A 26,682-nucleotide genomic window follows, 5' to 3' on the forward strand; every position below is an offset into this window, starting at 1 on the left:
TGAATGAAACCTGGTCACGGGCTCACGGCTGCGAGGTGACATCCCGCGCGACCCGGGTAAGCGGGGGGTCGAGCTGGAAAGGGGTCGAGCATGCAGCTGTCCTTCCTGCGCCCGCTCTACGACCGTCCCGGGCCGTGGTGCTCGGTGTACCTGGACGCCTCCGCTGACACGGAGGACGCCCACGCCGCACTGGACCTGCGCTGGCGAGCCCTGGAGCGGCGCCTCATCGAACAGAGAGCCGACGAGGCGAGCATCGCCGCGTTGGACCGGGTGATCCGTGGGCACGACCCGATGGCCGGGGACTACGGCCTGGCGGTCTTCGCCAGTCACGGCCGGGTGGTGCTCTCCGAGTACCTGTCCGCGCCACCATTGAGCGACCTCGCCAGTTTCGCGCCGTTGCCGCACGTGATGCCGCTGCTCGCCCAGCGGGGCGAACAGGTGGCGTGGGTTCGGGTGCTGGCCGACCGTACCGGCGCGGACGCCGTGGCCGTCAGCGCGGGCGGGGTGCCCCGGCGGGCGCACATCACCGGCCGGGAGGAGTTCCAGCTGCGCCGGGTCCAGCCCGGCGGCTGGTCCCAGTCGCGCTACCAACGGGCGGCCATGGAGGCGTGGCACCACAACGCCGGCGACGTCACTGCGGCGACCGTGGAGCTGGCCGAGAAGGTCGGCGCGGACGTGGTGGTGGTCGCCGGCGACGTCCGAGCCACCGGAATGATCGCCGCCCAGATGCCCGCGCGCTGGCAGGACGCGGTGGTCCGCACCGACGCGGGCTCGCGAGCCGGCGGCGCGGACCAGACGCTGCTGGACGACCTCACCGTGCAGACCATCGCGGAGGTCGCCGATCAGCGCATCAGCGCCGCCCTGGACCGCTTCGGCGTCCAGGAGGACGTCGGTGCCGGGCTGGAGGCCGTCGTCGGGGCCCTGCAACGCAACCAGGTGGACACCATGATCATCGTGGACGACCCGTCGGCCGACGGCGAGCTGTGGATCGGCTCGGAGCCGACCGAGATCGCCGTCGACCCGGGGCAGTTGGCCGCGATGTCGGTGGACGACCCGCAACGGGTACGCGCCGACGCGGCGCTGGTCCGCGCACTCGTCGGCACCGACGCGGCACTGACCGTGCTGGGCCCGGACGAGGCGCCCGAGCTGACCGACGGCGTCGGCGCGGTGCTGCGCTACGTCGACCCCAGCACGCCGGGGCGCGGCAATGGGTGAGCGCCGCGTCGCGGACCTCGTGGTGGAACGGCTCCTGGCCTGGCGGGTGCCCCGCGCGTTCGGCTACCCGGGCGAGGCGATCGCCCCGCTGATCGACGCGCTGGAGCGTACCGGCGGCGAGCCGGCGTTCATTCCGGCCCGGCACGAGGAGACCGCCTCGTTCATGGCCACCGGGCACGCCAAGTTCACCGGCGGCATCGGGGTCTGCCTCGCCACCCAGGGGCCCAGCGCCGTCCAGCTGCTCAACGGCCTCTACGACGCCAAACTGGACAGCAAACCGGTGGTGGCGATCGTCGGGGAGGACATCTCCGGGCCGCTCGGCGAAGCGCACCAGGAAATCGGGTTGAGCCGGCTCTTCGGCGACGTCTGCAACCAGTTCGTCCGGTACGGTCGCAGTCCCGAACACGTGGCGGCGCTGCTGGACCAGGCGTTCCGCACGGCGGCGGCGACGCGCAGCCCGACCTGTGTCGTGCTGCCCCGGCAGTTGCAGGAGGCCCTGGTGCCCGACCTGCAGCCGTCCGCCGTCGGGGTGATCACGGCGACCCCGGGTGAGCCGTTGGCCCGGGTGCTGCCCCACGAGGTGGACCTCGACGCCGCCGCGCAACTGCTCGGTGGCGGCCAACGCGTCGCGATCCTGGTGGGCCAGGGCGGTCGCGACGCGGCCCCCGAGATCATCGAGATGGCCGATCGGCTCGGCGCCGGGGTGGCCACCTCACTGCTGGGCAAGCCGGTGCTCGACGAGCGACTGCCGTTCCACACCGGGGTGCTCGGCGAGGTCGGCACCCCGGCGGCGGCGGAGCTGATGGGCGGCTGCGACACGCTGCTCATGGTCGGCACCAACGACCCGTGGACCGACTACTTCCCGATGCCGGAGCAGGCCCGTACGGTGCAGATCGACATCGACGGTCGTCGCATCGGCACCCGCTACCCGGCCGACGTGCCGCTGGTCGGTGACGCCGCCGAAACGCTGCGGGCGCTGCTGACCCGCCTGCACGGCCGGCCGGAGCAGCGGTGGCGCGCCACCGTGGAGAGCTCGGTGGACCGGTGGCGTCAGGACGCCGTCGAGCGGGCCGCCGCGCCCGCCGACCCGGTCAACCCGCAGCTCGTACTCCAGGAGCTGTCTGCACGGATGCCGGGCACCGGCTCGGTCGCGGTCGACGTCGGGTCGGTCCTCTACTGGTACGCCCGGCACCTCGCCCTGCCACCCGGGGTGAACGCGCAGCTGTGCGGCACCCTCGGGTCGATGGGCTGCGCACTGCCGTACGCGGTGGCCGCCAAGCTCGCCGCCCCCGACCAGCCGGTGATCGCGTTGCTCGGTGACGGGGCGATGCAGCTCAACGGGCTCGCCGAGCTGATCACCGTGTCACACCACTGGCAGACGTGGCGTGATCCGCGGCTGGTGGTGCTGGTGCTCAACAACCGTGACCAGAGCGGCCTGGGCGGCGGCCGGGAGACGTCATCCGACCCGACCCAGCGTCGTCCCGACGTGCCGTACGCCGGTTGGGCCCGGCTGCTCGGGCTGCACGGTGTGCGGGTGGACCGCCCGGAGCTGGTCGGCGCGGCCTGGGACGAGGCGTTGGCCGCGGACCGTCCCTGCGTACTGGAGGCCGTCGTCGACCCGGCGGTGTCGCTGGCGCCGCCGGAGCCGGCGTTCGCCGACCTGCGGGGCCTGTACGCCGACGGCGCTCCGGCCCGGAAGGTCCGCGAACAGGTGGAGGTCACCGCGAACGCCGTAGACCTCGTTTAGCCGCCCTGGCCCCGGGCATCAGTAGCGGCCCGACGACGCTGGAGGTCCGATGTCCGAGCCCGCCGACCGCCGCTACGGCCCTGCGGAGCTGCCGCGGTCGCGCGGCCCGATCTCCGCGGCGGTGCTCGGCGCTCTGCGGCGCCCGCCGCATGACCTGCCGTCAGATCTCGGCGCGCACCTCGGCCCGGCGGACCCGATCACGGACGAGGACCTTCAGCTGACCCTGTTCCTTTGCTACGAGCTGCACTACCGGGGCTGGCGGGGGGTGGACGAGGCGTGGGAGTGGCAACCCACGCTGCTCGCTCTACGGGCGCACGCCGAACGGTCGTTCGAGGCGGCGGTGCGCCGGCTGGTCGGATCGCCGCCGGTGCCCGCCGCCGGGGTGGCCGCCGGTCTCGCCGAGCTGGTCGCGGCCGACGACGGACCGCCGCTGGCCGCGACGCTGCAACGCCGCGCCGACCTCACCCAGTTCCGCGAGTTCGCCACCCACCGCTCCGTCTACCACCTGCGCGAGGCGGACCCGCACAGTTGGGCCCTGCCCCGCCTCGGCGGCCCGGCCAAGGCCGCCCTCGTGGAGATCCAGACCGACGAGTACGGCAACGGCCGGCTGAACCGGATGCACGCCGAGCTGTTCCGGTGCACCCTGGAGCGGCTGGGCCTGGACATCACCTACGGCGCCCACCTGGACGCGGTGCCCGCGGTGACCCTGGCGACCAACAACCTGATGTCGCTGTTCGGGCTGCACCGACGGCTGCGCGGCGCCCTGCTCGGGCACCTGGCCGCGTTCGAGATGACCTCCTCGCTGCCGAACCGTCGCTACGGCAACGGGTTGCGCCGGCTCGGCTTCGACGAGGTGGCCACCCGTTTCTTCGACGAGCACGTCGAGGCCGACGCCGTGCACGAGCAGATCGCCGCCCACGACATGTGCGGCGGCCTGGTCGACGTCGAACCCGCCCTCGCCCCCGACGTGCTCTTCGGCGCGGCGGCCGGGCTCGCGATCGACCGGCTGTTCGCCGGGCACCTGTTGGACAGTTGGGCCGCCGGGCGCAGCTCGCTGCGGTCGCCCGCCCCATCGCCCCTGTCGTCCACCGTGCTGCCGAGCGTCCCCCTCGCCGCGACAGCGTCGGCCACCCTGGCCCCGCCGGCCGAGCCCGCCGTCGCCTGACCGGCTCAGCCCTGGAGCCGATCAAGGGGCCAGGCGGCCCGGGTGACAGCGGCCAACGGCGGGTCAGCCCTCGCGGGCGGTGCCCGCGCGGAAGTTGACCGCCTTGTGGGTGCCGTCGCAGAACGGCTTCAGCGTCGACTTGCCGCACCGACACAGCGCCACCGTGCCCCGGCGCGCGTCGATGCGTTCGCCATCCGGGGTGACCAGGTCGAAGTCGCCGCGGACCAGCAGCGGTCCGTCCTCGTACGGGGTGATCGTGGCGGCGGCGGGCTCACTGGTGTCGTCGGTGCGCATGGCCCCGGAAGTGCCCGCCCTGACCCCGGCGAAACCCGTGCCGCCGTCCCGGGGTGATCGCCCCCGGCGAACCCGCTGCGGTCATCGGCGGCGGATCGTCGCCGAACGCCGGTGATGACCGGCGCACCCCGCCGACCAGCGGAATGTGCTGCCGGGTGGGTGATGCCCCGTTTGAACCCCATCGGGACGGGAAGCCGGGCCGCGTGGTGAGCGAACGAGGCAAGGTGGGGCCGGTGCACAAGGTGCACAAGGGGCTCACGGCAGATGGCGCCGGTCTGGCCGGCGACCGGGTCGTGGCCGCGGGCAGCGCCGCCCGGGTGCTGGTCGCCGCCACCGCCCGGGCGCTGCGAGGGGCGGATTGCGCCGACCTTTCGCACACCGGGCCGACGTCACGGTTCCCGGGCGCCCCGGAGCCGGTACGCCGTGCCGCGGTCACCCGGGCTGCCGGTCGGGTCGCGCTCACCGTGGCCCAGGCCGACGAGGTGGACGCCGCCCGGGTGGCCCGCTGGTTCGTCGACCAGTACCCCCGACGGCGCTACCCCGGGGTGCTCATCGGCTCACCGCACGGCGCGGCCGCACACCTCGCGGTGGCCCTCGGCGTGCCGTGGTTGCCCGCCGGCTTCGAGATGACCATGCACTGGCCCGACGGCGCGGTGGACCGCCCGGCGGACGCCTTGGAGCACGGGGCGGCCCTCGCCACCCGGCTGCTCACCGGCAACGCCGACCTGCACCTGCGCCAGGTGCACTGCCCGGCCAGCCGCGGCTCGCTGACCGGGGCGACCGTGTCGCTGGCCGCCGCGTGGAGGGCCCTACCGGCCGCGTACGCGCAGTTCCTGGCCGACCGGCTGGTCCCGGGTGCCCCGGTGCTGCTGGTCCGTGACGCGCGCACCTGGCCGGTGCTGGAGCGCGGCCCCGGCCACAGCTTCCAGGTCGGCTGCCCGGCCAGCGGGCTCGACCCGGTCGACTTCCACCCGGACAGCCACGCGCTGCGGCAGGTGCTGCGCTCTGTCGGCGGCGACGCGGCCCGGTGGGAGCCACCGGAGGTGTCCGTACCGTCGGCGTACGCCGAGCACGGCGTCGACCCGGGCTTCGAACTGGCCGCGCGGGACTGGTCCGCCCGGCACGAGCACCCGCTGCACCAGGTGCTGGTGCCCCGGCCGGCGGCGCTGAGCGCCGGCGTGGCCGACCTGTACCGACGGTGGCTGCGCCGGGCCGGCAAGACCGGTGACCGGCTGGTGGTGGAGTGCGGCCGGTTGCTCGACCCGTGGCAGGTGGTGCGGGCGGGGCTGGTGCCGTACTGGTGTGAGAACGCCACCCGGCGCAGTGTCGACGAGGCCGAGTGGTGGCTGGCCGGCAGCGAGGCGTTCAGCTCGGTGGACGTGCTGCCCGAACCGCCCGGGGTGCGCTCACCCGCCCTGGCCGGGCTGCCGCAGTGGCTGGCGGTGGCCGGGTTCGGGTTGCGGCGTCGGGCGTTGGACCGGACCACCGCGCGCGGCTACCCGGTCACCTCGGTGCCCACCCGCCGGGCCACCGAGGTCCTGCGTGCCCAGCCGTACGACCTGCCCGCGCCGCCCCCGCTGGGGGCCGCCGAGGCGTTGGCCGTGCTCCGCGACAGCGGCGGCCACCAGGGGTTGCTGTTCTCCTGAGGCGGAGCACGCCGAAACTTCCTCGCGAACCCGGGGTCCCGTGATTGAGTACCTACGGAGCGGGAACATCGCTGGCTGCGACGGCCTGATTGCGCTGCGCAGAGGCGGTGTCGCCCGCTGGCATCCCAGTCACTGACCCACTTTTCCGGCCCGGTGCGTGGCTCGACCACGCGCACGACCGGTTTCCCGATCCGGGCGGGGGACCTTCCTGAGGGAGGCGCGGATGTTCGGACAGACGAGCACGACCACGACCACACCACCACCCACCGATCGGGGTCTGGAGGACCTCGACGCGGCGGCACTGGCGTACGCGGCCCGGATCGCCGGGCTCCCGCCGGAGCGGCGAGGAGAGGCCCGGGACGACCTGGTGCGCTTCGCGCTGCCGTTCGCCGGTCGGCTGGCCCGCCGGTACCGGGGACGTGGGGAGCCGCTGGAGGACCTGGAGCAGGTGGCCCGGCTGGGGCTGGTCAACGCCGTCGACCGGTACGACCCGGAACGGGGCTCGTTCACCGCCTACGCCGCGATCACCATCGTGGGCGAGATCAAACGGCATTTCCGGGACCGCACCTGGGGCGTACACGTGCCCCGCCGGCTGCGGGACCTGATCCTCGAGGTGGGGCAGGCCACCGCCGCACTGACCAGCGAGTTGTCCCGGGCCCCGTCGGTGGCCGAGCTGTCGGCCCGACTGGAGACGCCGGAGGAGGAGATCCTCGCCGCGTTGGAGTCGGCGGCCGGCTACAGCCCGGCCTCGCTCAACGCCCCGGTGGGCGGGGAAAGCTCCGCGGAGTTCGGTGACCTCGTCGGCGAGTCGGACAACGCGTTGGAATCGGTCGACGACCGGGTCACGGTGAGCGGTCTGCTGCACCGGTTGCCCTGGCGTGAGCGGCGGATCCTGGCAATGCGCTTCTACGGCAACCAGACCCAGGCGGAGATCGCCGCCCGGTTCGGCATCTCGCAGATGCACGTGTCCCGGCTGTTGTCGCGGGCGCTCACCTGGCTGCGTCAGGCGATGCTCGCCGACGCGCCGCCGCCGTGGCAGAACGGCGCCGCCGAGCCCGACCCGGGCAAGACCCGGATCTCGGTGAAGCAGAACGGCGACCGGGTGGTCGTCGAGGTCGGCGGTGAGATCGACCGCGACGGTGCCGACCAGCTGCGCCGGGCCATGCTGGAGGCGGTCACCGGTCAGCCCAGCGAGGTGGTCGTCGACCTGGTCGGCGCGGGTGGTTTCGACGCCGGTGGGATCGCCGCGCTGATGGCCGGGCGGGACGCGGCGGAGCGGACCGGGGTGCCGCTGCGGCTGACCCGGGTCCAGCCCGCGGTACGCCGCTCACTCACCGCCGCCGGCCTGGCTCCCGCCCGGGACTGACCGCACCACACACCGACGGCGAAAGGGCCGACATCCCGCTGGATGTCGGCCCTTTCGGGGCGTACCCCCGGTCAGTGCTCTTCGGGGTTGCCGTCGCTGTGCGGGTGGCGCCAGCGTTCGTGCGGCTTCGGCGCGTCCTCGGCGTCCTTGGGCGCGTCGCTCTGCTCGAAGCTCGGCCGGCGGACGCCCTCGGGCTCCGGCACATCCACCGGCCGGGCGCCGGATCGGGGCGCCGGCTGGTAGTCGACCGCATCCTGGGCGCCGTGCGCGCCCTCGGCGGCCGGCGACTCCGGGGCGTGATGTTCCATCCGAAACTCCTCGGCGAAGTGCTGTGGCGGCTTGGTGGTGCGTTGCGGCAGGTCCCGGCCCAGATCGGCGACGAGCGGGCCGTACTTCAGGTCGAAGGCGGGGCGTTCGGACCGGATCCGCGGCATCCGGTCGAAGTTGCGCAGCGGCGGCGGGCAACTGGTGGCCCACTCCAGGGAGTTGCCGAAGCCCCACGGGTCGTCCACCGTCACCATCGCCCCGTACCGCCAGGACTTCCAGGCGTTGTAGATGAAGATCAGGGTGGACGCGCCGAGGATGAACGAGAAGATCGTGGAGATCGTGTTCAGCGTGGTGAAGCCATCGGTGGGCAGGTAGTCGGCGTACCGGCGCGGCATGCCCTCGTTGCCCAGCCAGTGGTGCACCAGGAAGGTGCCGTGGAAGCCGATGAACATGGTCCAGAAGTGCGCCTTGCCGAGCCGCTCGTCGAGCAGTCGTCCGGTCATCTTGGGCCACCAGAAGTAGTAGCCGCCGAAGAGGGCGAAGACCACGGTGCCGAACACCACGTAGTGGAAGTGCGCCACCACGAAGTAGGTGTCGTGGGTGTGCCAGTCGGCCGGCGGGCTGGCCAGCAGCACCCCGGTGAGGCCGCCGAGAAGGAAGGTGACGAGGAAGCCGATGGCGAACAGCATCGGTGTCTCGAAGGTGAGTTGCCCCTTCCACATGGTGCCGATCCAGTTGAAGAACTTCACGCCGGTGGGCACCGCGATCAGGTAGCTCGTGATGCTGAAGAACGGCAGCAGCACCTGACCGGTGGAGAACATGTGGTGCGCCCAGACCGTCATGGACAGCACGGTGATCGCGACGGTGGCCAGCACGATCCCGGTGTAGCCGAAGAGCGGCTTGCGCGAGAAGACCGGGAGGATCTCGGTGATGATGCCGAAGAACGGCAACGCGATGATGTACACCTCGGGGTGACCGAAGAACCAGAACAGGTGCTGCCAGAGAATCGGGCCTCCGGTGGCGGCGTCGTAGACGTGCGCGTTGAGCAGCCGGTCGGCCGCCAGCGCGAGCAGTGCGGCGGCCAGGAGCGGGAAGACCAGGATCACCAGCACGCTGGTGAAGAGCATGTTCCACGTGAAGATCGGCATCCGGAACATGGTCATGCCGGGTGCGCGCAGGGTCAGGATCGTGGTGATCAGATTGACCGCGCCGAGGATGGTGCCGAGCCCGGAGACCACCAGGCCGAGCACCCACATGTTCGCGCCCACACTTGGGGAGTTCTCGACACTGCTCAGTGGGGGGTAGGCGGTCCAGCCGAAGTCGGCCGACCCCTGCGGGGTGAGGAAGCCGCCGATCACCATCAGCCCGCCGAACAGGAACAGCCAGTAGGCGAGCGCGTTGAGGCGGGGGAACGACACGTCCGGCGCGCCGATCTGGATCGGGACGATGAAGTTGGCGAACCCGAACCCCGCGGGCGTGGCGAACAACAGCAGCATCACCGCGCCGTGCGAGGTGAACAGCTGGTTGTACTGCTCGGAGGACAGGAACTGCATCCCCGGGCGGCCCAGTTCGGCCCGCATCAACATCGCCTCCAGGCCGCCCAAGATGAAGAAGGCGAAGGAGGTCAGCAGATACAGCAGGCCGATCTGCTTGTGGTCGGTCGTCGCAAGGAACTTGATCAAGGAGCTGCCGGGGACCGGCGCTCGTACCGCTCCCGGGAAGCCCCCGAAACGGGCCGGTGCCAGAATCGCTGGGCCCCGATCGCGACCGGGTTCCGTGGTTACCCGCTTGGGCATGGCTGCTCACCCCGTCGTGACGGCAGAAAGGACGGGCGTGCCTACCCGACCCTCTCCCCATGTAACCAGGCCAGAGCGGAAATTTCGGTCAGATCGCCGGTACCGACGCAAGCGGGCGTGACCCCCGTGGCGGTCCCTCGAACGCTCAGGTCGCCGGCAGCATCGCCCAGACGGCCTTACCCTGACCGGCCGGCACGCTGCCCCACCGCTGCGCCAGTTCCCGGACCAGCAGCAATCCGCGCCCACCCTCGGCGTGCAGGTCCGTCCCGCCCGGCCGGGCCTGGGCGCGGCTGCCGTCCACCACCGCCAGGTGCAGGTACGGCCGGCGCAGGGTCACCGTCACCTGCATCGGCGTGCGGGCGTGCCGGACCACGTTGCCGACCAGCTCGCTGAGCACCAGCGCGGCAGGGCCGGACGCGTCGGGCAGGTTCCACCGCGTGCACGCGTCGGTGACCAGCTCCCGGGCACGACGGCAGGCCTCGGCAACCGGCTCCAGCCGGGTCCGCATCCGTAACGTGGCCGTCGCGCCGGCCACCCGGGTCGCCGCCGCGCAGTCCACCGACACCGGGACCACCCGACACGTGGTCGTCTCGGCCAGCCATCGCGCGGCGACCGGCGACGGGGCGCAGAGCATCACCGGCACGGCCGGCCACTCCTCGGCCTGGCGGGCGGTCGCGGCGAAGACGGACAGCGCCAGCCGGTCCTTGACGTTCACCTCGGCCATGTCGACCACCAGTGCCTCCGGCTGGTCGACGAGCGCGTCGTTGAGCGCCTGGTGCACCAACCGCATGGTGCCCAGGTCCAGTGCGCCCCGGAGCCGGACGACCGCCACCGGTGCCGTGGCGCGCAGGTCGCAGGTGATCCGGCTGGACATCGGCGGCCTCAATTCGCTGCTGGGTCGGGATCTGCCAACTACCCGAGGCCAACCGACGCCAAACCGGACCGACGGCGAGGCGAGGCAGGTCACGGCCCGCATCGGCAGGTCACCGACGGGGCCGCCCGGTGAGGACACCCAACACGAGCATGCCGACACCGAGGCCCAGGTGCAGCCAGTCGTCGGCGTCGTTGACCGGTAGAACGTTCGCCCCGGTGTCGTGGTCCACCGCCAGCCCATAGAGCCACAACACCAGGTAGACGGCGCCGCCGCCGATCAGGAACACCCGAGCGCCGGTGACCGTCCGCGCCAGCACCAGACCCGCCACCCCGAACGCGAGGTGCACCAGGTTGTGCAGCACCGACACCTGGAAGACGCCGAACAGGTACGCCCCGGAGCCGTGGCCGGCGAAACTCAGGGCGTCCATTCCGGTGGTGATCCCCGGCACGAAACCGAGCACGCCGACCAGCAGGAACAGCACCCCCACCGAGGCCGCCGCGCGGCGGACCGGCGGCTTGCCGTCGGCCGGGTTGGGACGGGCCCGGGAGTGCGCCATCGGTCCGACCATCACCGGCTCCTCGCTGGGCGGCGGGCATGAGCGCTGCGGGGCTACCCGCTGCCGCCGCCGACAAACCGCCACCGACCGTCCGGCCGCGTCAGGCCGGGGTCGGGTCCTGCCGCGCCCGGGTCGGGCCGGGTCGCGCCGGGTCGACGGTCAGGCCGGGAGCAGCCGTGACACGGTGGCCCCCTGGCGGACCCGCTCGTACAGCTCGACGTAGCGCTGCGCCATCACCTCGGGGGTGAACCGCTGCGCGGCCACCCGCCGGCACTCGTCGGGGTCGAGCAACTCGGCGGAGAGTACGAGGTCGTCCAGCTCCTCCTCGTCGGTGGTGAGCAGCCCGGTGCGCCCGTGCTCGATCAGCTCCGGCAGGCAGCCCCGAGCGGTGGCCACCACCGGGGTTCCCAGGGCGAGGGACTCGACGACCGCCGTGCCACCCGGCTCCTCCCAGCGCAGCGGGAACAGCGAGGCGCGGGCGCTGGCGAGCAGGTCGTCGCGCTCCTGACCGGCCACCGTGCCGACCCAGCGGACCAGGTCACCGTCGACGTGTGGCGCCACCTCGTCCAGGAAGAACCGCACGTCCGGGTTCTGCCGCGCCTCGTCGCCGGCCGCGGCCAGATCGGCCGGGCGGTGATACGGGCCGACCGGCCCCGCCAGCACCAGCGGGATACCGACCCGATGCGCGAGACGGGCACCCACGTCCTGCCCCTTGCCCGGGTTGATCCTGCCCAGAATGAGCAGGTGTTCGCCCTTGTCCGGTCGGGGACGCCGGTCGGCGTCCACGGCGAGCGGGGTGGACAGGTGCACGTGCCCCACCGAGTGCTCCCGCAGCGCCAGCGGGGCCCGGGCGAGCTGCGATGCGGAGACGCCGTTGACGCGAACCCGGTCGCCGCCGTCCAGACCGCCGTAGAGGGCCGGGTGCTTGGCCAGGTCCCAGTGCAGGGTGTGCAGGGTCGGCGGGCCGGCCGGTCCCATCGCGGCGAGAGTGGCCAGCCCGACCGCCTCCACGTGGTCGTGCACCAGGTCGATGTCGTCGCGGGAGTGCAGCTCACGGACCACCCCGGCCAGGTGCGCCTGGGCGATCCCGCAGACCTGGTTGTACGGCCGCTGCAAGGCGGCGAACTGCCCGTCGGCGAAGACCGACACCTGCTCGTCCACCGGCAGCGTGCTGCTGCCCACCGAGGCGAGCACCACCCGGACGCCGAGTCGCCGCAGCTCCGGCACCAGCGTGGCGATCACGTTCTCGATGCCGCCGTAGCCGGGCGGTGGCACCGACAGCCACGGGCCGGCGTTCATGAGTACGGTCAGGCTCATCGGGCCCGCCCCTTCCGGCCGGTTAGTGTGCCTCCGGTTCGCGACTGCGGGGCTCGCAGGACCGGCTCACTCCTCGCGCTCACGGTGCCCCCGGTTCGCGACTGCGGGGCTCGCAGGACCGGCTCACTCCTCGCGCTCACGCGGCGGCCACCCGGCGGCGGGGCACCCGGTGGCGCAGCTCGGCCAGCGGGGGGCGTTCCTCGATGGACACGTCACTGACCACGATCTCGCGGTCGAGGTTCGGCAAGGTGTCCGAGCCACCGCGGCGGAACTGGGTCAGCAACGCCTCCGGTGCCAGCCCGGGGGTCGCCCACCCGCGCCGCTGCAACCGGGACCAGGCGGTCAACATGATCTGCGCGGACATCCGGCCGAGGGCCGCCGTGTCCTGGTGCCGGTGCTTGCGCTCACCGAGGTCGACCTGCGCCATCGCGTCCAGGCCGACGAGGTCGAGCAGATCGATCATCATGGCCGTCTCCACGCCGTACCCGGAGACGAACGGCACCTGGGCCAACACGTCGCGGCGTCCCGCGTACTCGCCGGCGAGGGGTTGCACGAAGCCGGCCAGCTCGGGCCAGAAGAGGTTGAGCAGTGGTCGGGCCATCAGCTCGGTCACCCGGCCCCCGCCGTCCTGCTCCACGGTGGCGGCGCCCACCAGAGGCCGGTGGTAGAAGCCCTTCACGAAGTCGACGGACGGGTCGGTCAGCAGCGGGCCGAGCAGCCCGCTCACGAAATGCGGCCGGAACTCTCGCAGGTCGGCGTCGATGAACGCCACCACGTCACCCTCGGCGGCGGCCAGACCGGCCCAGAGCGCGTCACCCTTGCCGCTCAGCCGGGGCAGCCCCCGGGTCATCGCGTCCTGGCTGACCACCTCCGCGCCGGCGGCGCGGGCCACCTGGGCGGTGCGGTCGGTCGAGCGCGAATCCACCACGATCAGCTCGTCGACCAGAGCGACGCGATCCATCAGGTGTTCCCGGATGGTCGATACGATCGCGCCGACGGTGGCTTCCTCGTTACGTGCCGGCAGCACCACGCTGACCCGGGTCCCTCCCTTGGCACGCAGCAGCCGACGAGCTGGCCAGTCCGCCGCAGACGTCGTCCGGTACGTGGCCCAGGCCTCCACCACCGGTGACACGCTCGGTGTCGTATCCCGCACGGGCACCCCTCCGTTCGAGCGTGGAAAAACCGACATTGGTTGTTCCCATTCCTCAGCACGCGCTAACCGCTTTCTTGGCAACAGCTTGATCACGGGGTGACGCCACCGCGTTCCCGGGGGATGAACGTTTGATTGCGCACACCCCAGGGGACTGCTCCCATCGCAAGAGAAACGTCTTTGAAGGGGTGTCGGATGCGTGCATGCCGGGTGGGCCTGGTCGGAGCCGGCGGAGTGGCACAACGCCACGCGCGGGTGCTGACCGGATTCGACGACGTCGAGCTGGTCGGGGTCACCGACGTCGCGCCGGAGGCGGCATCCGCGCTGGCCGCACCGCACGGCGCGCGGGCCTGTGCCGACGTCGCCGAGCTGCTGGCCACCGGCCCGGACGCGGTGTACGTCTGCGTTCCGCCGTTCGCGCACGGCCCGGCCGAGGAAGCGGTCATCGAGGCGGGGGTGCCGATGTTCGTGGAGAAGCCCGTCGCCGTCGACCTGGGCACCGCCGAGCGGATCGCCGACCTGGTCGCCCGCAGCGGGCTGCGCACCGCCGTCGGCCACCACTGGCGCTACCTGAGCGTGCTCGACGACGCCCGCGAACTGCTCGCCGGCCGCCCGGTGCGGATGGTCAGCGGCGCCTGGCTGGACAAGGTGCCCCCGGTGGCGTGGTGGTCGCGGCGGGACCGTTCCGGCGGCCCGGTGGTCGAGCAGGCCGCGCACGTGCTGGATCTGATCCGCGTGCTGGCCGGGGAGGTCACCGAGGTCACCGCGTACGGCAACGGCACCCCGCCGCCGGTCGACGGCGCCGACATCGACTCGGTGACCACCGCCGCGCTGCGCTTCGCCAACGGCGCGGTGGGCACGCTCAGCGCCGCCTGCGTGCTCGGCTGGAAGCACCGCGCCGGCCTGGAGATCCTCGCCGACGGGCTGGCCCTCGCCCTCACCGAGGATGGCCTGTCGATCCGGGACGCCGACGGTGAACGACACCTCCCCGCCGACCCGGAAGCCGCCCGGGTGGCGGTGGACCGCGCCTTCATCGACGCCGTCCGCGGCATCGGCGACGACGTGCGCGTCCCGTACGCCGAGGCGCTGGCCACCCAGCGGCTGGCCCTCGCGGTGGCCGACTCGGCCCGCACCAACGCGACCGTGCGGCTCGCCACCCCGACCGGCCCGGCGGTGCTGAGCACGGGGGTGACCGTCGATGCGTGACAAGGTCGTGGTGGTCACCGGCCCCGGCCGGGTCGAGGTGATCGAGCAGGACGCCGCGCCGCTGCGCCCCGGCACGTTCCGGGTCGAAACGCTGTTCAGCGGCATCTCCGCCGGCACCGAGCTGAGCTACGTCAAGGGCACCAATCCCTACCTGAACATCACCTGGAACGCCGACCTGGGGCTGTTCCAGCCGGGCGCGGCGAGCACGCCGTACCCGGTGACCCGGCTCGGCTACATGCAGGTCGGCAGGGTGGTGGAGAGCGACACCCCGGCCATCGCGGTGGGCACGGTCGGTGCGATGACGTACGGGCACCGCACCGGCTGGCTGGCCGACCCGGTCGCCGAGCGCTTCGTGGCGCTGCCCGACGACCTGGACCCGCTGCTCGGCGTCTACGTCGCGCACATGGGCCCGATCTGCGCCAACGGTCTGCTGCACGCCGCCGCCGACCTGCACGGGGCCGACGTGCGCGCACTCGGCGACGGGGTACGCGGCCGACGGGTCGCCGTGGTCGGCGCCGGGGTGGTGGCGCTGCTGACGGCCCTGTTCGCCCGGCGCAACGGCGCCGCCTCGGTGGTGGTGCTCGACCCCACCGGGCAACGCCGCGACGTCGCCGAGGCGCTCGGCCTGGAAACCCTCGATCCGGACGCGGCCGACCCCGCCGTCGTCCTCAAGACCCGCTGGGCGCACACCGCCGGTGACCGGGGCGCCGACGTGGTGTTCCAGTGCCGAGGGCAGGCGTGGGCGTTGCAGCTCGCCCTGCGGCTGCTACGACCCCAGGGCACCGTCATCGACCTCGCCTTCTATCAGGGCGGCGCGGAGGCGGTCCGGCTCGGTGAGGAGTTCCACCACAACGGGCTGTCGCTGCGCTGCGCGCAGATCGGCCGGGTGCCGCGCGGGCTCGCCGCCACCTGGGACCGCGAGCGGCTCTCCGCCGAGACCGTCGACCTGCTCCGGGCGTACGGGGACGTGATCCGCAAGCACCTCGTCTCGGCGGTGGTGCCGTTCGACGAGGCGCCCACCCTGCTCACCGACCTGGCCGACCGTCGCCGCCAGGAGCTTCAGGTGGTGCTGTCCGCCTGACCTGAGGCCGGAGTGCGCTCGTCGGCTGACAAGGCGGGTTACCGTTCCCGCCATGAGCACCCCGAACGACCGGTCGGTCGGCCTGGCCGCGTTGCTGCCGTACCTGCGGGCGCACCGCGGCACCCTGGTCGTGGTGGGCGCGCTGTCGCTGGTCGGCGCGGCGGCGTCGCTGGCACAACCGCTGCTCACCCGGTCGGTGCTCGACCGGATCGGCGCCGACCATCCGGTGTCCGACCTGGTGGCGGTGCTGGTGGCCCTCGTGGCGCTCGGCGCGGCGATCGGCGGGCTGCGCGACTACCTCCTGCAACGCACCGCCGAAGGATTGGTGCTGGGCACCCGGCAACGACTGGCCGGGCACCTGCTGCGGCTGCCCATCGCCGAGTACGACCGCCGGCGCACCGGCGACCTGCTCTCCCGGGTCGGCTCGGACACCACGCTGTTGCGCGCGGTCGTCACCTCCGGGCTCTTCGAGACGGTCTCCGGGGCGGTGATGGTGGTCGGCGCCGCAACGGCGATGGTGCTGCTCGACCCGCTGCTGTTCGGTGTCACCCTGCTCGGGGTGGCGTCGGGGCTGGGCTTCGCTCTCACGTTCGCCCGCCGGGTCCGGGCACTGGCCCGCACCGCTCAGGAGCGGATCGGTGAGATGACCTCGGCGGTGGAGCGGGCCATCTCCGCCGCCCGGACCATCCGGGCCAGCCGCGCCGAGGGCCGGGAGACCGAGGCCGTCACCGGCAGCGCCCGCGACGCGTACGACGCGGGAGTGCGGGTGGCCCGGGTGCAGGCGGTGGTCGGCCCGATCGGCTCGGTCACCGTGCAGGGCGCGTTCCTGCTGGTGCTCGGCATCGGTGGAGCGCGGGTCGCCGCCGGGGCGATCACCGTCGGCGACCTGGTCGCCTTCGTCATGTACCTGTTCTTCCTGGCCCTACCGCTGGGCCAGGTGCTGCGGGCGTACACCCAGTTGCAGTCCGGTCTGGGCGCCCTGCAGCGGATCGAGGAGATCCTCGCCGTGCCAGCCGAGGACGCGGCGGACCAGCCGGCACCCGCGGGCGCGACGGCGACGCCGCGCGGCCCCACCCCGATGATCGAGTTCGACCGGGTGGGGTTCGGCTACCCGGGCGGCGAGCCGGTGCTGCACGAGGTCAGCTTCGCGGTGCCCGCCGGCACCCGTACCGCGCTGGTCGGTCCCTCGGGCGCCGGCAAGTCGACGCTGCTCGCCCTGGTCGAGCGCTTCTACGAGGTGAGCGCCGGGGCCGTCCGGATCGACGGCAGCGACGTGCGGGACCTGCCCCGCGACGCGCTGCGGGCCCGGCTCGGCTACGTCGAGCAGGAGGCTCCCGTGCTGGCCGGCACGCTGCGGGAGAACCTGCTGATCACCACCCCGGACGCCAGCGACGACCGGTTGCGCGGTGTCCTCGACGAGGTCAACCTGAGCCACCTGGCCGACCGCACCCCCCAGGGCCTGGACGTCCAGGTGGGGGAGGGTGGCGTGCTGCTCTCCGGGGGCGAGCGGCAGCGGTTGGCCATCGCCCGCGCACTGCTCGCCGGCCCACCGGTGCTGCTGCTCGACGAGCCGACCAGCAACCTCGACTCCCGCAACGAGGTCGCGCTGCGCCGCGCCATCGACGCCGTGGCCGTCCGCCGAACACTGTTGATCGTGGCGCACCGGCTCGCCACCGTGGTCGACGCCGACCAGATCGTCGTCCTCGACGGCGGCCGGGTGGTGGCCGTGGGCACCCACGCCGAGCTGACCGCCACCGACCCGCTCTACCGGGAACTCGCCACCCATCAGCTGCTCGTCGGCTGACTCCGGCGCGTCGGGAGCAACTTGCCGGCGGCCGGGCCGCGCGCGCCGCCCGGAATCGCGTACCGTTGCCGCTCATGGGTGTGTCGCAACGGTTCAAGAGCAAGTTCCGGCGGTTCCTCCAGCGCCCCGGCTCGACCGTGGATCTTGCTCCGCTGGAAAAACTGCTGCCGGCGATCGAGGCGCGCGAGGATGCGCTCGCCGCACTCGACGACGCCGAGTTGACCGAGGCCGCGGGTGCCGCCGCCGACTACGAGGAGATCTGCGCCGTCGGCCGCGAGGCCGCCCGCCGAGGGCTCGACCAGCGGCCGTACGACGTGCAGCTGCTCGGCGCGATGGCGCTGCTCTCGGGCAAGGTCGCCGAGATGGCCACCGGTGAGGGCAAGACACTGACCGCCACGATCGCCGCGTACGGGCACGTCCGGCTCGGCAACGGGCCGGTGCACGTGCTCACCATCAACGACTACCTGGCCCGCCGCGACGCGCAGTGGATGGAACCGGTCTACACCCTGCTCGGCCTCACCGTCGGCTGGGTCAACGAGGCCTCCACCCCGCAGGAGCGGCGCGACGCGTACGCCTGCGACGTCACCTACGTCTCGGTCAGCGAGGCGGGCTTCGACTACCTGCGCGACCAGTTGGTCACCGACGCGGAGGACCGCGTGCAGCCCGCGCTGACCACCGCCATCGTCGACGAGGCCGACTCGATCATGATCGACGAGGCCCGGGTGCCGATGGTCCTGGCCGGCGCGGTGCCGGGCGAGCAGGACCCGGTGCACGCCGCCGCCGCGCTGGTCCGTGGCCTGCGCAAGGGCAAGCACTACACAGTCGCGGAGGACGGGCGGAGCGTGGCGTTCACCTCCGCCGGCCTGGCCGCCATCGAGGCCAAGCTCGGCATCGACCTGTACGACGAGGAGCACGTCGCGCAGCTCTCCGCGGTGCACGTGGCGCTGCACGCGCAGGTACTGCTCAACCGGGACGTGGACTACATCGTCCGGGACGGCTCGGTCGAGCTGGTCGACGAGATGCGCGGCCGGGTGGCCCAGCGCCGCCGCTGGCCGGACGGTCTCCAGGCCGCCGTCGAGGCCAAGGAGGGGCTGGACGCCACCGCCGAGGGCGAGGTGCTCGGCACCATCGCCATGCAGGCGTACATCGCGCTCTACCCGAAGGTCTGCGGGATGACCGCCACCGCGGTGCTGGTCGGCGACCAGCTGCGGGAGTTCTTCGGCCTCGAGGTCGCGGTGATCCCGCCGAACACCCCGTGCATCCGCGAGGACGAGCCGGACCGCATCTACGCCACCCGGGCGGAGAAGGACGAGGCGCTGATCGACGAGATCCAGCGCTGGCACGCCAAGGGGCGGCCGATGCTGATCGGCACCCTGGACGTCAAGGAGTCCGAGGGGTTGGCCGCCGGGCTGAACGCCGCCGGGGTGCCCTGCGTCGTGCTGAACGCCAAGAACGACGACGAGGAAGCGGCGATCATCGCCGAGGCCGGCGCGTACGGCGCGGTGACCGTCTCCACCCAGATGGCCGGCCGGGGCGTCGACATCCGCCTCGGCGGCAGCGACCAGACCGACCAGGAGCGGGTCGCCGAGCTGGGCGGGCTCTACGTCATCGGCAGCGGCCGGCACGACAGCCGCCGCGTGGACGACCAGCTGCGCGGTCGGGCCGGCCGGCAGGGCGACCCGGGCGGCTCGGTCTTCTTCGTCAGCCTGGAGGACGACCTCGTCGTCCGGCACGCCGCTGACTCGGTGCCGGCCTCGCCGCGGATGAACGCCGACGGCCTGGTGACCGACGAGCAGGTCGACTACGCGGTGGAGCACGCCCAGCGGGTCGCCGAGGGCGTCAACCACGAGATCCACCGCAACACCTGGCGCTACAGCGTGGTGATCGAGCAGCAGCGTATTGCTCTCGCCGCGCGCCGGGAGCGGCTGCTGACCAGCGACGTGGCCGCGGTGATGCTGCTGGAGAAGGAGCCCGAGAAGGCCGGCGAGATGGACGAGGACCTGCTCGCCCGTGCCGCCCGGTCGATCGCGCTCTACCACCTGGACCGGCTCTGGGCCGAGCACCTGGCCGAGCTGTCGGAGGTCCGCGAGGGCGTCCACCTGCGCGCGCTGGGCCGCCTCGACCCGCTGGACGAGTTCCACCGGGCCGCGGTGCCGGCGTTCAATGACCTGATCCCCGAGATCGAGGCCCGCACCATCGCCACCTTCAACGAGACCGAATTCGATGAGGACTGGCAGCCCGACGACGGCACCCTGGTCCGGCCCACCGCCACCTGGACGTACCTGGTGCACGACAACCCGTTCGGCTCCGAGCTCGACCGGCTGATCGCGTCGATCGGCCGGCGGCTCAGCGGCGCCTCGCGCTGACGCGGCAGTCAGGCCCCTGTCGCGCGTCCACGTGCGGCAGGGGCCCTGATTTGCGCCGTTTCGACCCAGGATTAGCAGGGTAGTAGGGCTGGTCGGTCAAGTCGGGAGAGAGCAGACGATGACACAGGTGACGAAGCCCGCAGGGCAGGCGCGAGGGTGCACGGAGGCCGCAGACCGGTGAACCTCGACACGCGGGAACCGGTGGTACACAACCTCGGCGTCCTGGAAACCGCCGCGCTGCTGCGCGAGCTGACCGCCGGTCTGATCGCGCTGACCGATTTCGATGAGGCGTTGCTGGCGCTGGTCCGGGTCACCCGGGACGCGGTGGCCGGGGTGCACTGGTGCGGGTTCACCGCCCTTCGCGCCGGCGAACCGGCCGGAGTGGCCGCCTCCGACGAGCGGCTGGCAGGGCTGGACGACCTCCGGCACGGGCCGGACTCGCCAGCGATGAGCGCGATCCGACGCCGCGAGATGATTCTCGCCGGCGACCTGGCCGGTGAGCCTCGCTGGCCGGTCTGGACGGCGCGGGCCCGCGACCTCGGCGTACGCGGGGTGATCTCCGCGCCCGTCGACATCGACGACCAGGTGATCGGGGCGATCAACCTCTACGCCGGTTCGCCGGACCTGCTGACCCCGCAACACCAGTTGACCGCGATGCTGCTCGCCGAACACGCCGGCCTGCTGCTGGCCGCCGTCCGCGACCGCAGCCGGCAACTCGTCCTCGCCGGCGAACGGGACGCCTCGTTGCTGCACGACGGGGTGGTGGGCCAGGCCGTCGGCGTGATCATGACGCAGCGCGGGTGCCCACCGGCCGAGGCACTCGAGGTGCTGCGGACCGCCGCGTCGTCGTTGGACATCCCGCTACGCGAGGTGGCCGAGCGACTGGTCCGTACGGTCTCCCGCCAACGCGACACCTGACCGCCCGCCCGCCCGTCTGCCGCCACGTGCCCGCTTGGCGCGTGCCGGCTTGGGGGCGTGCCCGCTTGGCTGGCGCGTGCCCCGCTTGGCGTCCGCTCGCTTGATCGACTCCAGGTCGCCGATGTGGGGGTATCTGGGCGCTGGGACACCCCCACGTCGCCGACATGGAGTCGATCACCTGCTGTTCTTGGGGTCTGGGGCGGTCGGGTGCCCGTTCTCCCGGTCGGCGGCGAGTCGGGCGGCACCGTTTCGCCGGAACCGGGCTCGGGTACCACTCTGGTCACTGTGAAGTGCGCCGACCCGGGGGAGGACCGATGCAGAGTCGGCTGCGGGTGCAGGGGCACCCGATCCAACCGATGCTGGTGACGTTCCCGCTCGGGCTCTTCGTCAGCGCCACCGTCTTCGATCTCACCGACGTCCTCGGCGGGCCGGCGTTCCTGGGCGAGGTCGGCTACTGGACGGGCGTCGCCGCCCTCGTCGCCGCCGCGCTGACCGCCGTGGCCGGAATGGTCGACCTGTGGGACGTGCCAGGTGACCGCACCCGCCGTACGGCGATCTCCTTCAACCTGGTCAACACGGTGATGGCCGCCATGTTCCTGCTCACCTGCCTGGTCCGGTCACAGTCCCCGCAGCGCGGCGCGTCGGCCGCGGTCCTGATCACCGAGCTGGTCGCGCTGGCCGTCGGTGGAGTCGGCGTGCACCTCGGCGCCCGGCTGATGCGCGAGTTCGACACCGGCCGCGCCGAGGCCGGCACCCTCGACGCGCTCGCCGGCTCCACCATCGAGATCGTCCGCCCCCGCCCCTGATCCGACCGGGCCGGGCGCGCGGGGCGGCCTGCGCGGAGCTGGCCGGTCTACCATCCGCGGATGACCTCGTCTTTGGACACCCTCCCGAAGATCGGTGCGCCCGCGACGCGAGCCCTGCACGGCGCCGGTTACACCACCCTGCGGCAACTCGCCGGCGTCCCCCGCGCGGACCTGGCGAAACTGCACGGCATGGGGCCGAAGGCGCTCGGAATCCTCCAGGCTGCCCTCGAACAGCACAACCTGGGACTCGGCTGAGACCCGCCGCTGCCCGCACACGCCCGCACCGCTCGCCGACGCCGCCGGGCCCACCGGCTCTCCCGAGCCTGGGGAGTTAACCGGTCCGGCCCGTCTCGGCCCGGTGGCAAATGAGTTGCCGGCCGGGCGGCCGGCCGGCGAGGCTGACCGCCATGAACGCTGAGCGTGCTGCCGAGGACTTGATCGCGGACGCGGCCGCCGCACCGGTCGACGGTTGGGACTTCGGCTGGCTGGCCGGCCGGGCCACCGAGGAACGCCCACCCTGGGGGTACGCCCGGCTGGTCGCCGACCGGATGGCGCGCGCCGACGCGGCACTGGACGTGGACACCGGCGGCGGGGAGGTGCTCGCCGAGGTGCCGCGCCCGCCGAAGCTGTTGACGGCCACCGAGAGTTGGCCGCCGAATGTCGAGGTCGCCCGGCGGACCCTGCGCCGGGTGGGGGCGACGGTGGTGGCGGTCGCCCCGGACGGGCCGCTGCCGTTCCGCGACTCGTCCTTCGACCTGGTGGTCAGCCGGCATCCGGTGCGTACCGACTGGAGGCAGACGGCCCGGGTGCTGCGACCCGGCGGAACGTTCCTGTCGCAGCAGATCGGTGCGGGCACCATGCGGGAGCTGAGTGAGGCGATCCTCGGGCCGCTGCCACCGCCGACCCAGCGGCACCCCGAGCACGTGGTCGCCGCCGCCGAAGCCGCTGGCCTGCGGGTGGTCGACCTACGCCACGCCATCCTGCGCGCGGCCTTCCACGACATCGGCGCGGTGGTCTGGTTCCTGCGCAAGGTGATCTGGACGGTGCCCGGCTTCACGGTCGACCGCTATCGCGAACAACTGCGGGACCTGCACCGCCGGATCGCTGACGAGGGCCCCTTCGTGGCGCACGCCCGACGCTTCCTCATCGAGGCCGTCCGCCCCTGACTCCGGAGCGTCGATGATGCAGTGGTGGTGCCACACCGAAGCCATGGATCGGGGCAGGCCGCCCACCACCACTCCATGATCGACCAGGCGGTGGGTGGGTCAGTGGTGGTGGGTGTGGTGGTGGGTTGCCAGGATGTCGGCGCCGAAGTCGCTGGCGGGGCGGCGCAGCACCGTGTGCGCGTGGTTGCCGTCCGCGGTGGTGTTGTCGTACTCGATCAGCAGGTCGTCGCCCTGCACCCGGTAGTAGTGCCGCTGCCCGGGGCTGGTTGGACCGGCCCAGGCGAAGTGCAGTTGGCCGGCGTCCAGCCGAGTCGCCTCCCGGATGGCCAGCTCGGGCGGCAGCCGGTCCAGGTAGAGCGCGACCACCTGGTCGAGCAGGGCGCGGCCGGTCGGCCCCAGCCGATTCGACGGTACGCCGAGGGGTTCCAGCGGTCCGTCGACCCTCCCGCGGGTGGCGCTGATGATGTCTCCCGGCGCCTCGTCGGCGATGATCGCGGCGGCCCGCTCGGCCGGCCCCAGCGCGTCGAGCAGTGCCCGGGCCAGGTCCTCCTCGACGCCGAGTGGGCGGGAGACCGGACGGCCGGCGTACCGGACCGCGGCCGGGTTGGCACCGAAGAAGATCGGCGCGGGGGACACCTGGTCGTCGACCACGGTCATGTTCACCGACAGGTGGTGTCCTTCGACCCGCCACGCCCAGCGGTCGTCGCGCGCCGGATCGCCGAAGACGGCCACCCAGTAGTCGCCGCTGTGCCGCCCACGGTGCCAACCCTCGGCCCGGTCGAGGACCTCCTCCAGCGCGATGATCGCCATCGCCTGCGCGTACGCCGAAGGGCTGAGCGCGGTGGCCAGCAGCCGGTGTGCGGCCTTGCGCCCGGCGACGTCCAACTCGGCGAGGCTGACGCCGGGGCGAGCTCGGGGCCGGTACTCCAGCCAGCGCCGGGACGCTTCGTCGTCGAACGGGTGCATGGCGCTTTCGCGGGCGGCGGGGTCAAGCGCGGCAAGCAGCGTGGTGCTGGCGGCGCGCATCTGCTCGGGCAGGGGATCTTCCACCGACCCTGTATACCGGCAGATCCGTGCCGGTGTCAGCCGGCGTGCAACAGCTCCGTCATTTCCGCCAGGTCGAAGAACTGCGCGGTCTCCACCGCCGACGGGTTGCCGTGGGCCGGATCGGCACCGGCGGCGAGGAGTGCGCGGACCGCCTCGGTGCTGCTGCGGAAAACCGCGGCGGCCAGCGCGGTCTGACCCCGGTCGTTGGCCCGGGAGTGGTCGGCGCCCCGACTGAGCAGGGCGGCCACCGTGTCCGGGTGAGAGTGGTAGGCGGCCAGGATCAGCAGCGTGTCACCCTTGTCGTTGGTGAGGTTGACCGGCAGGCCGGCGTCGAGTTGCGCGGCCAACTCCTCGGTGGAGCCGGCCCGGGCCAGATCGAACATCCGGTGCGCGAACGCCAGCGTCTCGGCGTCGAGGTCGTCGGTCACCGGTCCAGGCTAGTCGCACCATCGGTGATAGGTTGCTCGGCCGGTGCGCTGGGGAGGGTCCGATGGGTGAGACGGTGTACGTGGGCAACGCGGGTGTCGACGGTGCCACCAACGCCGGCTGGCTGCTCGGGCACTTCGCGCCGCCGGGGGAGATCCGGCACAGCACCGACGTCGAGGTGAAGTGGGGCGTGCATCCGCCCGGACAGGCCCGGTCGCGGTGGGCGACCGGGGAACGGCGAACCACTCTGCTCGTACTCGTCGAGGGGTGTTTTCGGGTGGAGCTTCCGGACCGGACGGTACGGCTGGCCGCGCCGGGCGACTACGTGGTGTGGGCCCGCGGGGTGGACCACTCGTGGTTCGCCGAGCGCGCGTCGGTGGTGCTGACCGTGCGGTGGCCCTCCGTGCCCGGCTACCGGGTGGACCCTCCGGTCCTGCCTAACCCTGGCTGGGGCGGTGGCGCAGCCGGCGGCCGACGGTGACTGTCGGTAACCTCCGTGGGGCTGGATGCGGTAGTGACCGGTATACCTCAGAGTCATATTCATACCTCTGAGGTATACCGCTCAACAGCACATCGACATGGCGGGCAGCCAAAGCGGATGACCAGCGCCCTTCGCTGCGACCCCAGCCCCGTCGTGAGTTAGGACTTGCCCGGGCTAGGAGCCGAGGTACTGCAGGATCGCGAGGATGCGGCGGCTGTAGCCGGTGGCGTGGGTGAGGTCGAGCTTGTCGAAGATGGCGTTGACGTGTTTCTCGACGGCGCTCTGTGAGACGTGCAGACGCTCGGCGATGGCGGCGTTGGTGTGCCCCTGAGCCATGTGGTGCAGCACGTCGCGTTCCCGTGGGGTGAGACGGTTGAGCGGGTCGGTGTGGCTGGTCGCGGAGATGAGCTGCCGGACGACCTCGGGGTCGAGGGCGGTGGAGCCGGCGGCGACGCGGTCGAGCGCGTCGAGGAAGTCCTCGACCTGGGCGACCCGGTCCTTCAGGACGTAGCCGACGCCTTCGGACCGGTCGGCGAGGAGCTTCGCGGCGTAGCGCTTCTCGACGTACTGGGAGAGGACCAGCACGGCGATGTCGGGCCACCGGCGGCGGATCTCCAGCGCGACCCGTAGCCCATCGTCGGTGTTGGTGGGTGGCATGCGGACGTCGGTGACGACGACGTCGGGGCGGTGCTGCTCGACGGCGGTGACGAGCTGGTCGGCATCCGCGACGGCGGCGACCACCTGGTGTCCCTCGTCGGCGAGGAGGCGGGCCAGCCCTTCGCGAAGCAGGGTGGAATCTTCGGCGAGGACTATGCGCATGGCAGCACCGCCCGGATCGTCGTCGGGCCGCCGGGTGGGCTGTGCAGGTCAAACTGCCCGTCCAGTGCGGTGACCCGGCGGGCGAGCCCCTGCAGACCGCTGCCGTGCGGGTCGGCGCCGCCGGTACCGTCGTCGCGCACGCGCATCTCGATTCTCGCGTCCCGTTTCTCGATCTCGATGGTGATCAGGGTGGCTCGGGCGTGTTTGGTGGTGTTGGTGATCGCTTCGCAGGCGACGAAGTAGAGCACGGTCTCGACCGGTCGGGCGGGCCGGACCGGCACGTCATAGCTGATCTTGACGGGGGTGGCGGATCGTTGCGCCACCATCGTCAGCACCTCGTCCAGGGTGGTGTGGTCGAGTGCGGAGGGGTAGACCCGCCAGGCCACGTCCCGCAACTCGTCGATGGCGCGTTGAACGTCCTCGTGCGCCTGGACGACAAGTGCGCTCGCCTTGTCCGGGTCGCGGCTGCGCCGCGCCCGCCCCAGCAGCATGCCGAGCGCGACGAGGTGTTGCTGTAGCCCGTCGTGGAGGTCGCGTTCGATGCGCTGGCGTTCGGCGTCGACCGCGGTGAGGACGCGGGCTCGGCTGACGGTCAGTTCGCTGATCCGCTGTTGCAGCGCCGCCCGCGTGTGGGATTCGAGCAGGCCGCGGGCCAGCCACCGGTCCAGCGTGGCGACGCTGGCGATCGCCTGGAGGTTCACCAGCAGCAGGGCCGCCCCGATGAGCCCTTGCAGCAGGAAGTCGGCCGCGGTCATGGTGCCCGCGACGAAGGCGCGCACCACGATGGCGGCGAGTACGGCACCGACCACGAGCAGGCCGGCGGTGAGCAGGCCGAGCGTCGCAGGCAGGAGGCGGGCGGCGAGGTAGCCGAGCACCCGCGGTCCGCTCGCCTGGATCGGTGGCGGGGACGGCTGCGAGGCGCTGACGGCCAGGCGGTGCTGCTCCCAGTCGGCGATGCGTCTGGCGTACCGGACGGTGGTGGCGCCGGTGCGGCGGCGGGCCGCCGGCGCCGGCGAGAGCGCGATCACGGCCAGCCCGGCGAGGAGCAGGAACAGCACCTCGGCCAGACCGGTGAGGACGCCCAGCACCACGCCCGCCGTCGGGCGCGCCACGGCGGCGAGCCACGTTCGCCGACCGTGCGCCGCGCGCTCTGCCATCAGGCATTCCCC

At 72.7% G+C, this 26,682-nt stretch carries 24 protein-coding genes; 14 read left to right on the plus strand and 10 right to left on the minus strand.

Annotated features, from left to right (window positions below; translation table 11 throughout):
* Window positions 1-90 precede the first annotated feature (90 nt).
* Genes JOD64_RS30320 through JOD64_RS30330 form a run of 3 tightly spaced genes read left to right on the plus strand, consistent with a single transcriptional unit; the run spans window position 91 to window position 4,127 of the window.
* Window positions 91-1,215 (plus strand): baeRF2 domain-containing protein, encoded by a 1,125-nt coding sequence (locus JOD64_RS30320; RefSeq protein ID WP_204945400.1) that lies wholly within the window; start codon window positions 91-93, stop codon window positions 1,213-1,215.
* Window positions 1,208-2,962 (plus strand): thiamine pyrophosphate-binding protein, encoded by a 1,755-nt coding sequence (locus JOD64_RS30325; protein WP_204945401.1) that lies wholly within the window; start codon window positions 1,208-1,210, stop codon window positions 2,960-2,962. The genes JOD64_RS30320 and JOD64_RS30325 overlap by 8 nt, the downstream gene beginning before the upstream one ends.
* 49 nt (window positions 2,963-3,011) lie before the next feature.
* The gene (locus JOD64_RS30330; protein WP_204945402.1) at window positions 3,012-4,127 is read left to right on the plus strand and encodes an iron-containing redox enzyme family protein; all 1,116 of its coding nucleotides are present in this window, start codon (window positions 3,012-3,014) and stop codon (window positions 4,125-4,127) included.
* A 63-nt stretch (window positions 4,128-4,190) separates the two neighbouring features.
* On the opposite strand, the gene JOD64_RS30335 is transcribed toward JOD64_RS30330, so the two are convergent.
* A complete protein-coding gene (locus JOD64_RS30335) occupies window positions 4,191-4,421 on the minus strand; it encodes a CDGSH iron-sulfur domain-containing protein (RefSeq protein WP_204945403.1) in 231 nt (76 codons plus the stop codon).
* 203 nt (window positions 4,422-4,624) lie between these two features.
* Between JOD64_RS30335 and JOD64_RS30340 the strand changes: the two genes are divergently transcribed.
* Both JOD64_RS30340 and JOD64_RS30345 read left to right on the plus strand, forming a co-directional pair.
* Window positions 4,625-6,067 (plus strand): hypothetical protein, encoded by a 1,443-nt coding sequence (locus JOD64_RS30340; RefSeq protein WP_307813822.1) that lies wholly within the window; start codon window positions 4,625-4,627, stop codon window positions 6,065-6,067.
* Window positions 6,068-6,290: 223 nt separating this feature from the next.
* Window positions 6,291-7,433 (plus strand): SigB/SigF/SigG family RNA polymerase sigma factor, encoded by a 1,143-nt coding sequence (locus JOD64_RS30345; protein ID WP_204945405.1) that lies wholly within the window; start codon window positions 6,291-6,293, stop codon window positions 7,431-7,433.
* A 71-nt stretch (window positions 7,434-7,504) separates the two neighbouring features.
* Here JOD64_RS30345 and ctaD read toward each other — a convergent pair whose 3' ends face one another.
* The 5 genes from ctaD to JOD64_RS30370 all read right to left on the minus strand — a co-directional run bounded on the left by ctaD (window position 7,505) and on the right by JOD64_RS30370 (window position 13,396).
* On the minus strand, window positions 7,505-9,496 hold the full coding sequence (gene ctaD / locus JOD64_RS30350) for an aa3-type cytochrome oxidase subunit I (protein WP_204945406.1): 1,992 nt from the start codon (window positions 9,494-9,496) through the stop codon (window positions 7,505-7,507).
* Window positions 9,497-9,641: 145 nt separating this feature from the next.
* Entirely contained in the window at window positions 9,642-10,370 is a 729-nt protein-coding gene (locus tag JOD64_RS30355) for an ATP-binding protein (protein ID WP_204945407.1), read from the minus strand.
* A gap of 109 nt (window positions 10,371-10,479) precedes the next feature.
* Window positions 10,480-10,938: a DUF4383 domain-containing protein gene (locus JOD64_RS30360; RefSeq protein WP_204945408.1), complete on the minus strand. Its 459-nt coding sequence runs from the start codon at window positions 10,936-10,938 to the stop codon at window positions 10,480-10,482.
* A gap of 147 nt (window positions 10,939-11,085) precedes the next feature.
* Window positions 11,086-12,243: a glycosyltransferase gene (locus tag JOD64_RS30365; RefSeq protein ID WP_204945409.1), complete on the minus strand. Its 1,158-nt coding sequence runs from the start codon at window positions 12,241-12,243 to the stop codon at window positions 11,086-11,088.
* Window positions 12,244-12,379: 136 nt separating this feature from the next.
* Window positions 12,380-13,396 (minus strand): glucosyl-3-phosphoglycerate synthase, encoded by a 1,017-nt coding sequence (locus JOD64_RS30370; RefSeq protein WP_204945410.1) that lies wholly within the window; start codon window positions 13,394-13,396, stop codon window positions 12,380-12,382.
* Window positions 13,397-13,588: 192 nt separating this feature from the next.
* Between JOD64_RS30370 and JOD64_RS30375 the strand changes: the two genes are divergently transcribed.
* From JOD64_RS30375 to JOD64_RS30410, 8 genes are all read left to right on the plus strand, one after another.
* Window positions 13,589-14,599 (plus strand): Gfo/Idh/MocA family protein, encoded by a 1,011-nt coding sequence (locus JOD64_RS30375; RefSeq protein ID WP_204945411.1) that lies wholly within the window; start codon window positions 13,589-13,591, stop codon window positions 14,597-14,599.
* Entirely contained in the window at window positions 14,592-15,680 is a 1,089-nt protein-coding gene (locus tag JOD64_RS30380) for a zinc-dependent alcohol dehydrogenase (RefSeq protein WP_204945412.1), read from the plus strand. Before JOD64_RS30375 ends, JOD64_RS30380 begins: the two co-directional genes overlap by 8 nt.
* 52 nt (window positions 15,681-15,732) lie before the next feature.
* On the plus strand, window positions 15,733-17,484 hold the full coding sequence (locus JOD64_RS30385; protein ID WP_204945413.1) for an ABC transporter ATP-binding protein: 1,752 nt from the start codon (window positions 15,733-15,735) through the stop codon (window positions 17,482-17,484).
* A 74-nt stretch (window positions 17,485-17,558) separates the two neighbouring features.
* Window positions 17,559-19,850, plus strand: coding sequence for an accessory Sec system translocase SecA2 (secA2, locus tag JOD64_RS30390; protein WP_204945414.1), 2,292 nt, complete (start codon window positions 17,559-17,561; stop codon window positions 19,848-19,850).
* A gap of 177 nt (window positions 19,851-20,027) precedes the next feature.
* Window positions 20,028-20,768: a GAF and ANTAR domain-containing protein gene (locus tag JOD64_RS30395; RefSeq protein ID WP_204945415.1), complete on the plus strand. Its 741-nt coding sequence runs from the start codon at window positions 20,028-20,030 to the stop codon at window positions 20,766-20,768.
* Window positions 20,769-21,082: 314 nt separating this feature from the next.
* Entirely contained in the window at window positions 21,083-21,574 is a 492-nt protein-coding gene (locus JOD64_RS30400) for a DUF2231 domain-containing protein (RefSeq protein WP_204945416.1), read from the plus strand.
* A gap of 60 nt (window positions 21,575-21,634) precedes the next feature.
* A complete protein-coding gene (locus tag JOD64_RS30405) occupies window positions 21,635-21,829 on the plus strand; it encodes a helix-hairpin-helix domain-containing protein (RefSeq protein ID WP_204945417.1) in 195 nt (64 codons plus the stop codon).
* Window positions 21,830-21,981: 152 nt separating this feature from the next.
* Entirely contained in the window at window positions 21,982-22,740 is a 759-nt protein-coding gene (locus JOD64_RS30410; RefSeq protein ID WP_204945418.1) for a class I SAM-dependent methyltransferase, read from the plus strand.
* Window positions 22,741-22,839: 99 nt separating this feature from the next.
* Here JOD64_RS30410 and JOD64_RS30415 read toward each other — a convergent pair whose 3' ends face one another.
* Window positions 22,840-23,790 (minus strand): DUF3500 domain-containing protein, encoded by a 951-nt coding sequence (locus JOD64_RS30415; RefSeq protein ID WP_204945419.1) that lies wholly within the window; start codon window positions 23,788-23,790, stop codon window positions 22,840-22,842.
* Window positions 23,791-23,822: 32 nt separating this feature from the next.
* The gene (locus JOD64_RS30420) at window positions 23,823-24,215 is read right to left on the minus strand and encodes an ankyrin repeat domain-containing protein (protein ID WP_204945420.1); all 393 of its coding nucleotides are present in this window, start codon (window positions 24,213-24,215) and stop codon (window positions 23,823-23,825) included.
* A gap of 62 nt (window positions 24,216-24,277) precedes the next feature.
* On the opposite strand from JOD64_RS30420, the gene JOD64_RS30425 reads away from it, so the two are divergent.
* Window positions 24,278-24,694 (plus strand): signal peptidase I, encoded by a 417-nt coding sequence (locus JOD64_RS30425; RefSeq protein WP_204945421.1) that lies wholly within the window; start codon window positions 24,278-24,280, stop codon window positions 24,692-24,694.
* 174 nt (window positions 24,695-24,868) lie between these two features.
* Here JOD64_RS30425 and JOD64_RS30430 read toward each other — a convergent pair whose 3' ends face one another.
* Window positions 24,869-25,513 carry a response regulator gene (locus JOD64_RS30430; RefSeq protein ID WP_204945422.1) on the minus strand — a complete coding sequence of 215 codons (645 nt, stop codon included), beginning with the start codon at window positions 25,511-25,513 and terminating at the stop codon, window positions 24,869-24,871.
* Complete coding sequence (locus tag JOD64_RS30435) at window positions 25,504-26,670, minus strand: sensor histidine kinase (RefSeq protein ID WP_204945423.1); 1,167 nt, start codon at window positions 26,668-26,670, stop codon at window positions 25,504-25,506. Before JOD64_RS30435 ends, JOD64_RS30430 begins: the two co-directional genes overlap by 10 nt.
* Window positions 26,671-26,682: the final 12 nt, after the last annotated feature.

The sequence above is a fragment of the Micromonospora luteifusca genome (assembly GCF_016907275.1).
Taxonomy (GTDB): Bacteria; Actinomycetota; Actinomycetes; order Mycobacteriales; family Micromonosporaceae; genus Micromonospora; species Micromonospora luteifusca.

Coding starts and splice junctions, on each gene's coding strand:
- JOD64_RS30400 (WP_204945416.1), top strand. CDS start 21,083: ATGCAGAGTCGGCTGCGGGTGCAGGGGCACCCGATCCAACCGATGCTG.
- ctaD (WP_204945406.1), bottom strand. CDS start 9,496: ATGCCCAAGCGGGTAACCACGGAACCCGGTCGCGATCGGGGCCCAGCG.
- JOD64_RS30380 (WP_204945412.1), top strand. CDS start 14,592: ATGCGTGACAAGGTCGTGGTGGTCACCGGCCCCGGCCGGGTCGAGGTG.
- JOD64_RS30385 (WP_204945413.1), top strand. CDS start 15,733: ATGAGCACCCCGAACGACCGGTCGGTCGGCCTGGCCGCGTTGCTGCCG.
- JOD64_RS30375 (WP_204945411.1), top strand. CDS start 13,589: ATGCGTGCATGCCGGGTGGGCCTGGTCGGAGCCGGCGGAGTGGCACAA.
- JOD64_RS30410 (WP_204945418.1), top strand. CDS start 21,982: ATGAACGCTGAGCGTGCTGCCGAGGACTTGATCGCGGACGCGGCCGCC.
- JOD64_RS30435 (WP_204945423.1), bottom strand. CDS start 26,670: ATGGCAGAGCGCGCGGCGCACGGTCGGCGAACGTGGCTCGCCGCCGTG.
- JOD64_RS30335 (WP_204945403.1), bottom strand. CDS start 4,421: ATGCGCACCGACGACACCAGTGAGCCCGCCGCCGCCACGATCACCCCG.
- JOD64_RS30325 (WP_204945401.1), top strand. CDS start 1,208: ATGGGTGAGCGCCGCGTCGCGGACCTCGTGGTGGAACGGCTCCTGGCC.
- secA2 (WP_204945414.1), top strand. CDS start 17,559: ATGGGTGTGTCGCAACGGTTCAAGAGCAAGTTCCGGCGGTTCCTCCAG.
- JOD64_RS30425 (WP_204945421.1), top strand. CDS start 24,278: ATGGGTGAGACGGTGTACGTGGGCAACGCGGGTGTCGACGGTGCCACC.
- JOD64_RS30345 (WP_204945405.1), top strand. CDS start 6,291: ATGTTCGGACAGACGAGCACGACCACGACCACACCACCACCCACCGAT.
- JOD64_RS30430 (WP_204945422.1), bottom strand. CDS start 25,513: ATGCGCATAGTCCTCGCCGAAGATTCCACCCTGCTTCGCGAAGGGCTG.
- JOD64_RS30365 (WP_204945409.1), bottom strand. CDS start 12,243: ATGAGCCTGACCGTACTCATGAACGCCGGCCCGTGGCTGTCGGTGCCA.
- JOD64_RS30360 (WP_204945408.1), bottom strand. CDS start 10,938: ATGGTCGGACCGATGGCGCACTCCCGGGCCCGTCCCAACCCGGCCGAC.
- JOD64_RS30355 (WP_204945407.1), bottom strand. CDS start 10,370: ATGTCCAGCCGGATCACCTGCGACCTGCGCGCCACGGCACCGGTGGCG.
- JOD64_RS30405 (WP_204945417.1), top strand. CDS start 21,635: ATGACCTCGTCTTTGGACACCCTCCCGAAGATCGGTGCGCCCGCGACG.
- JOD64_RS30330 (WP_204945402.1), top strand. CDS start 3,012: ATGTCCGAGCCCGCCGACCGCCGCTACGGCCCTGCGGAGCTGCCGCGG.
- JOD64_RS30320 (WP_204945400.1), top strand. CDS start 91: ATGCAGCTGTCCTTCCTGCGCCCGCTCTACGACCGTCCCGGGCCGTGG.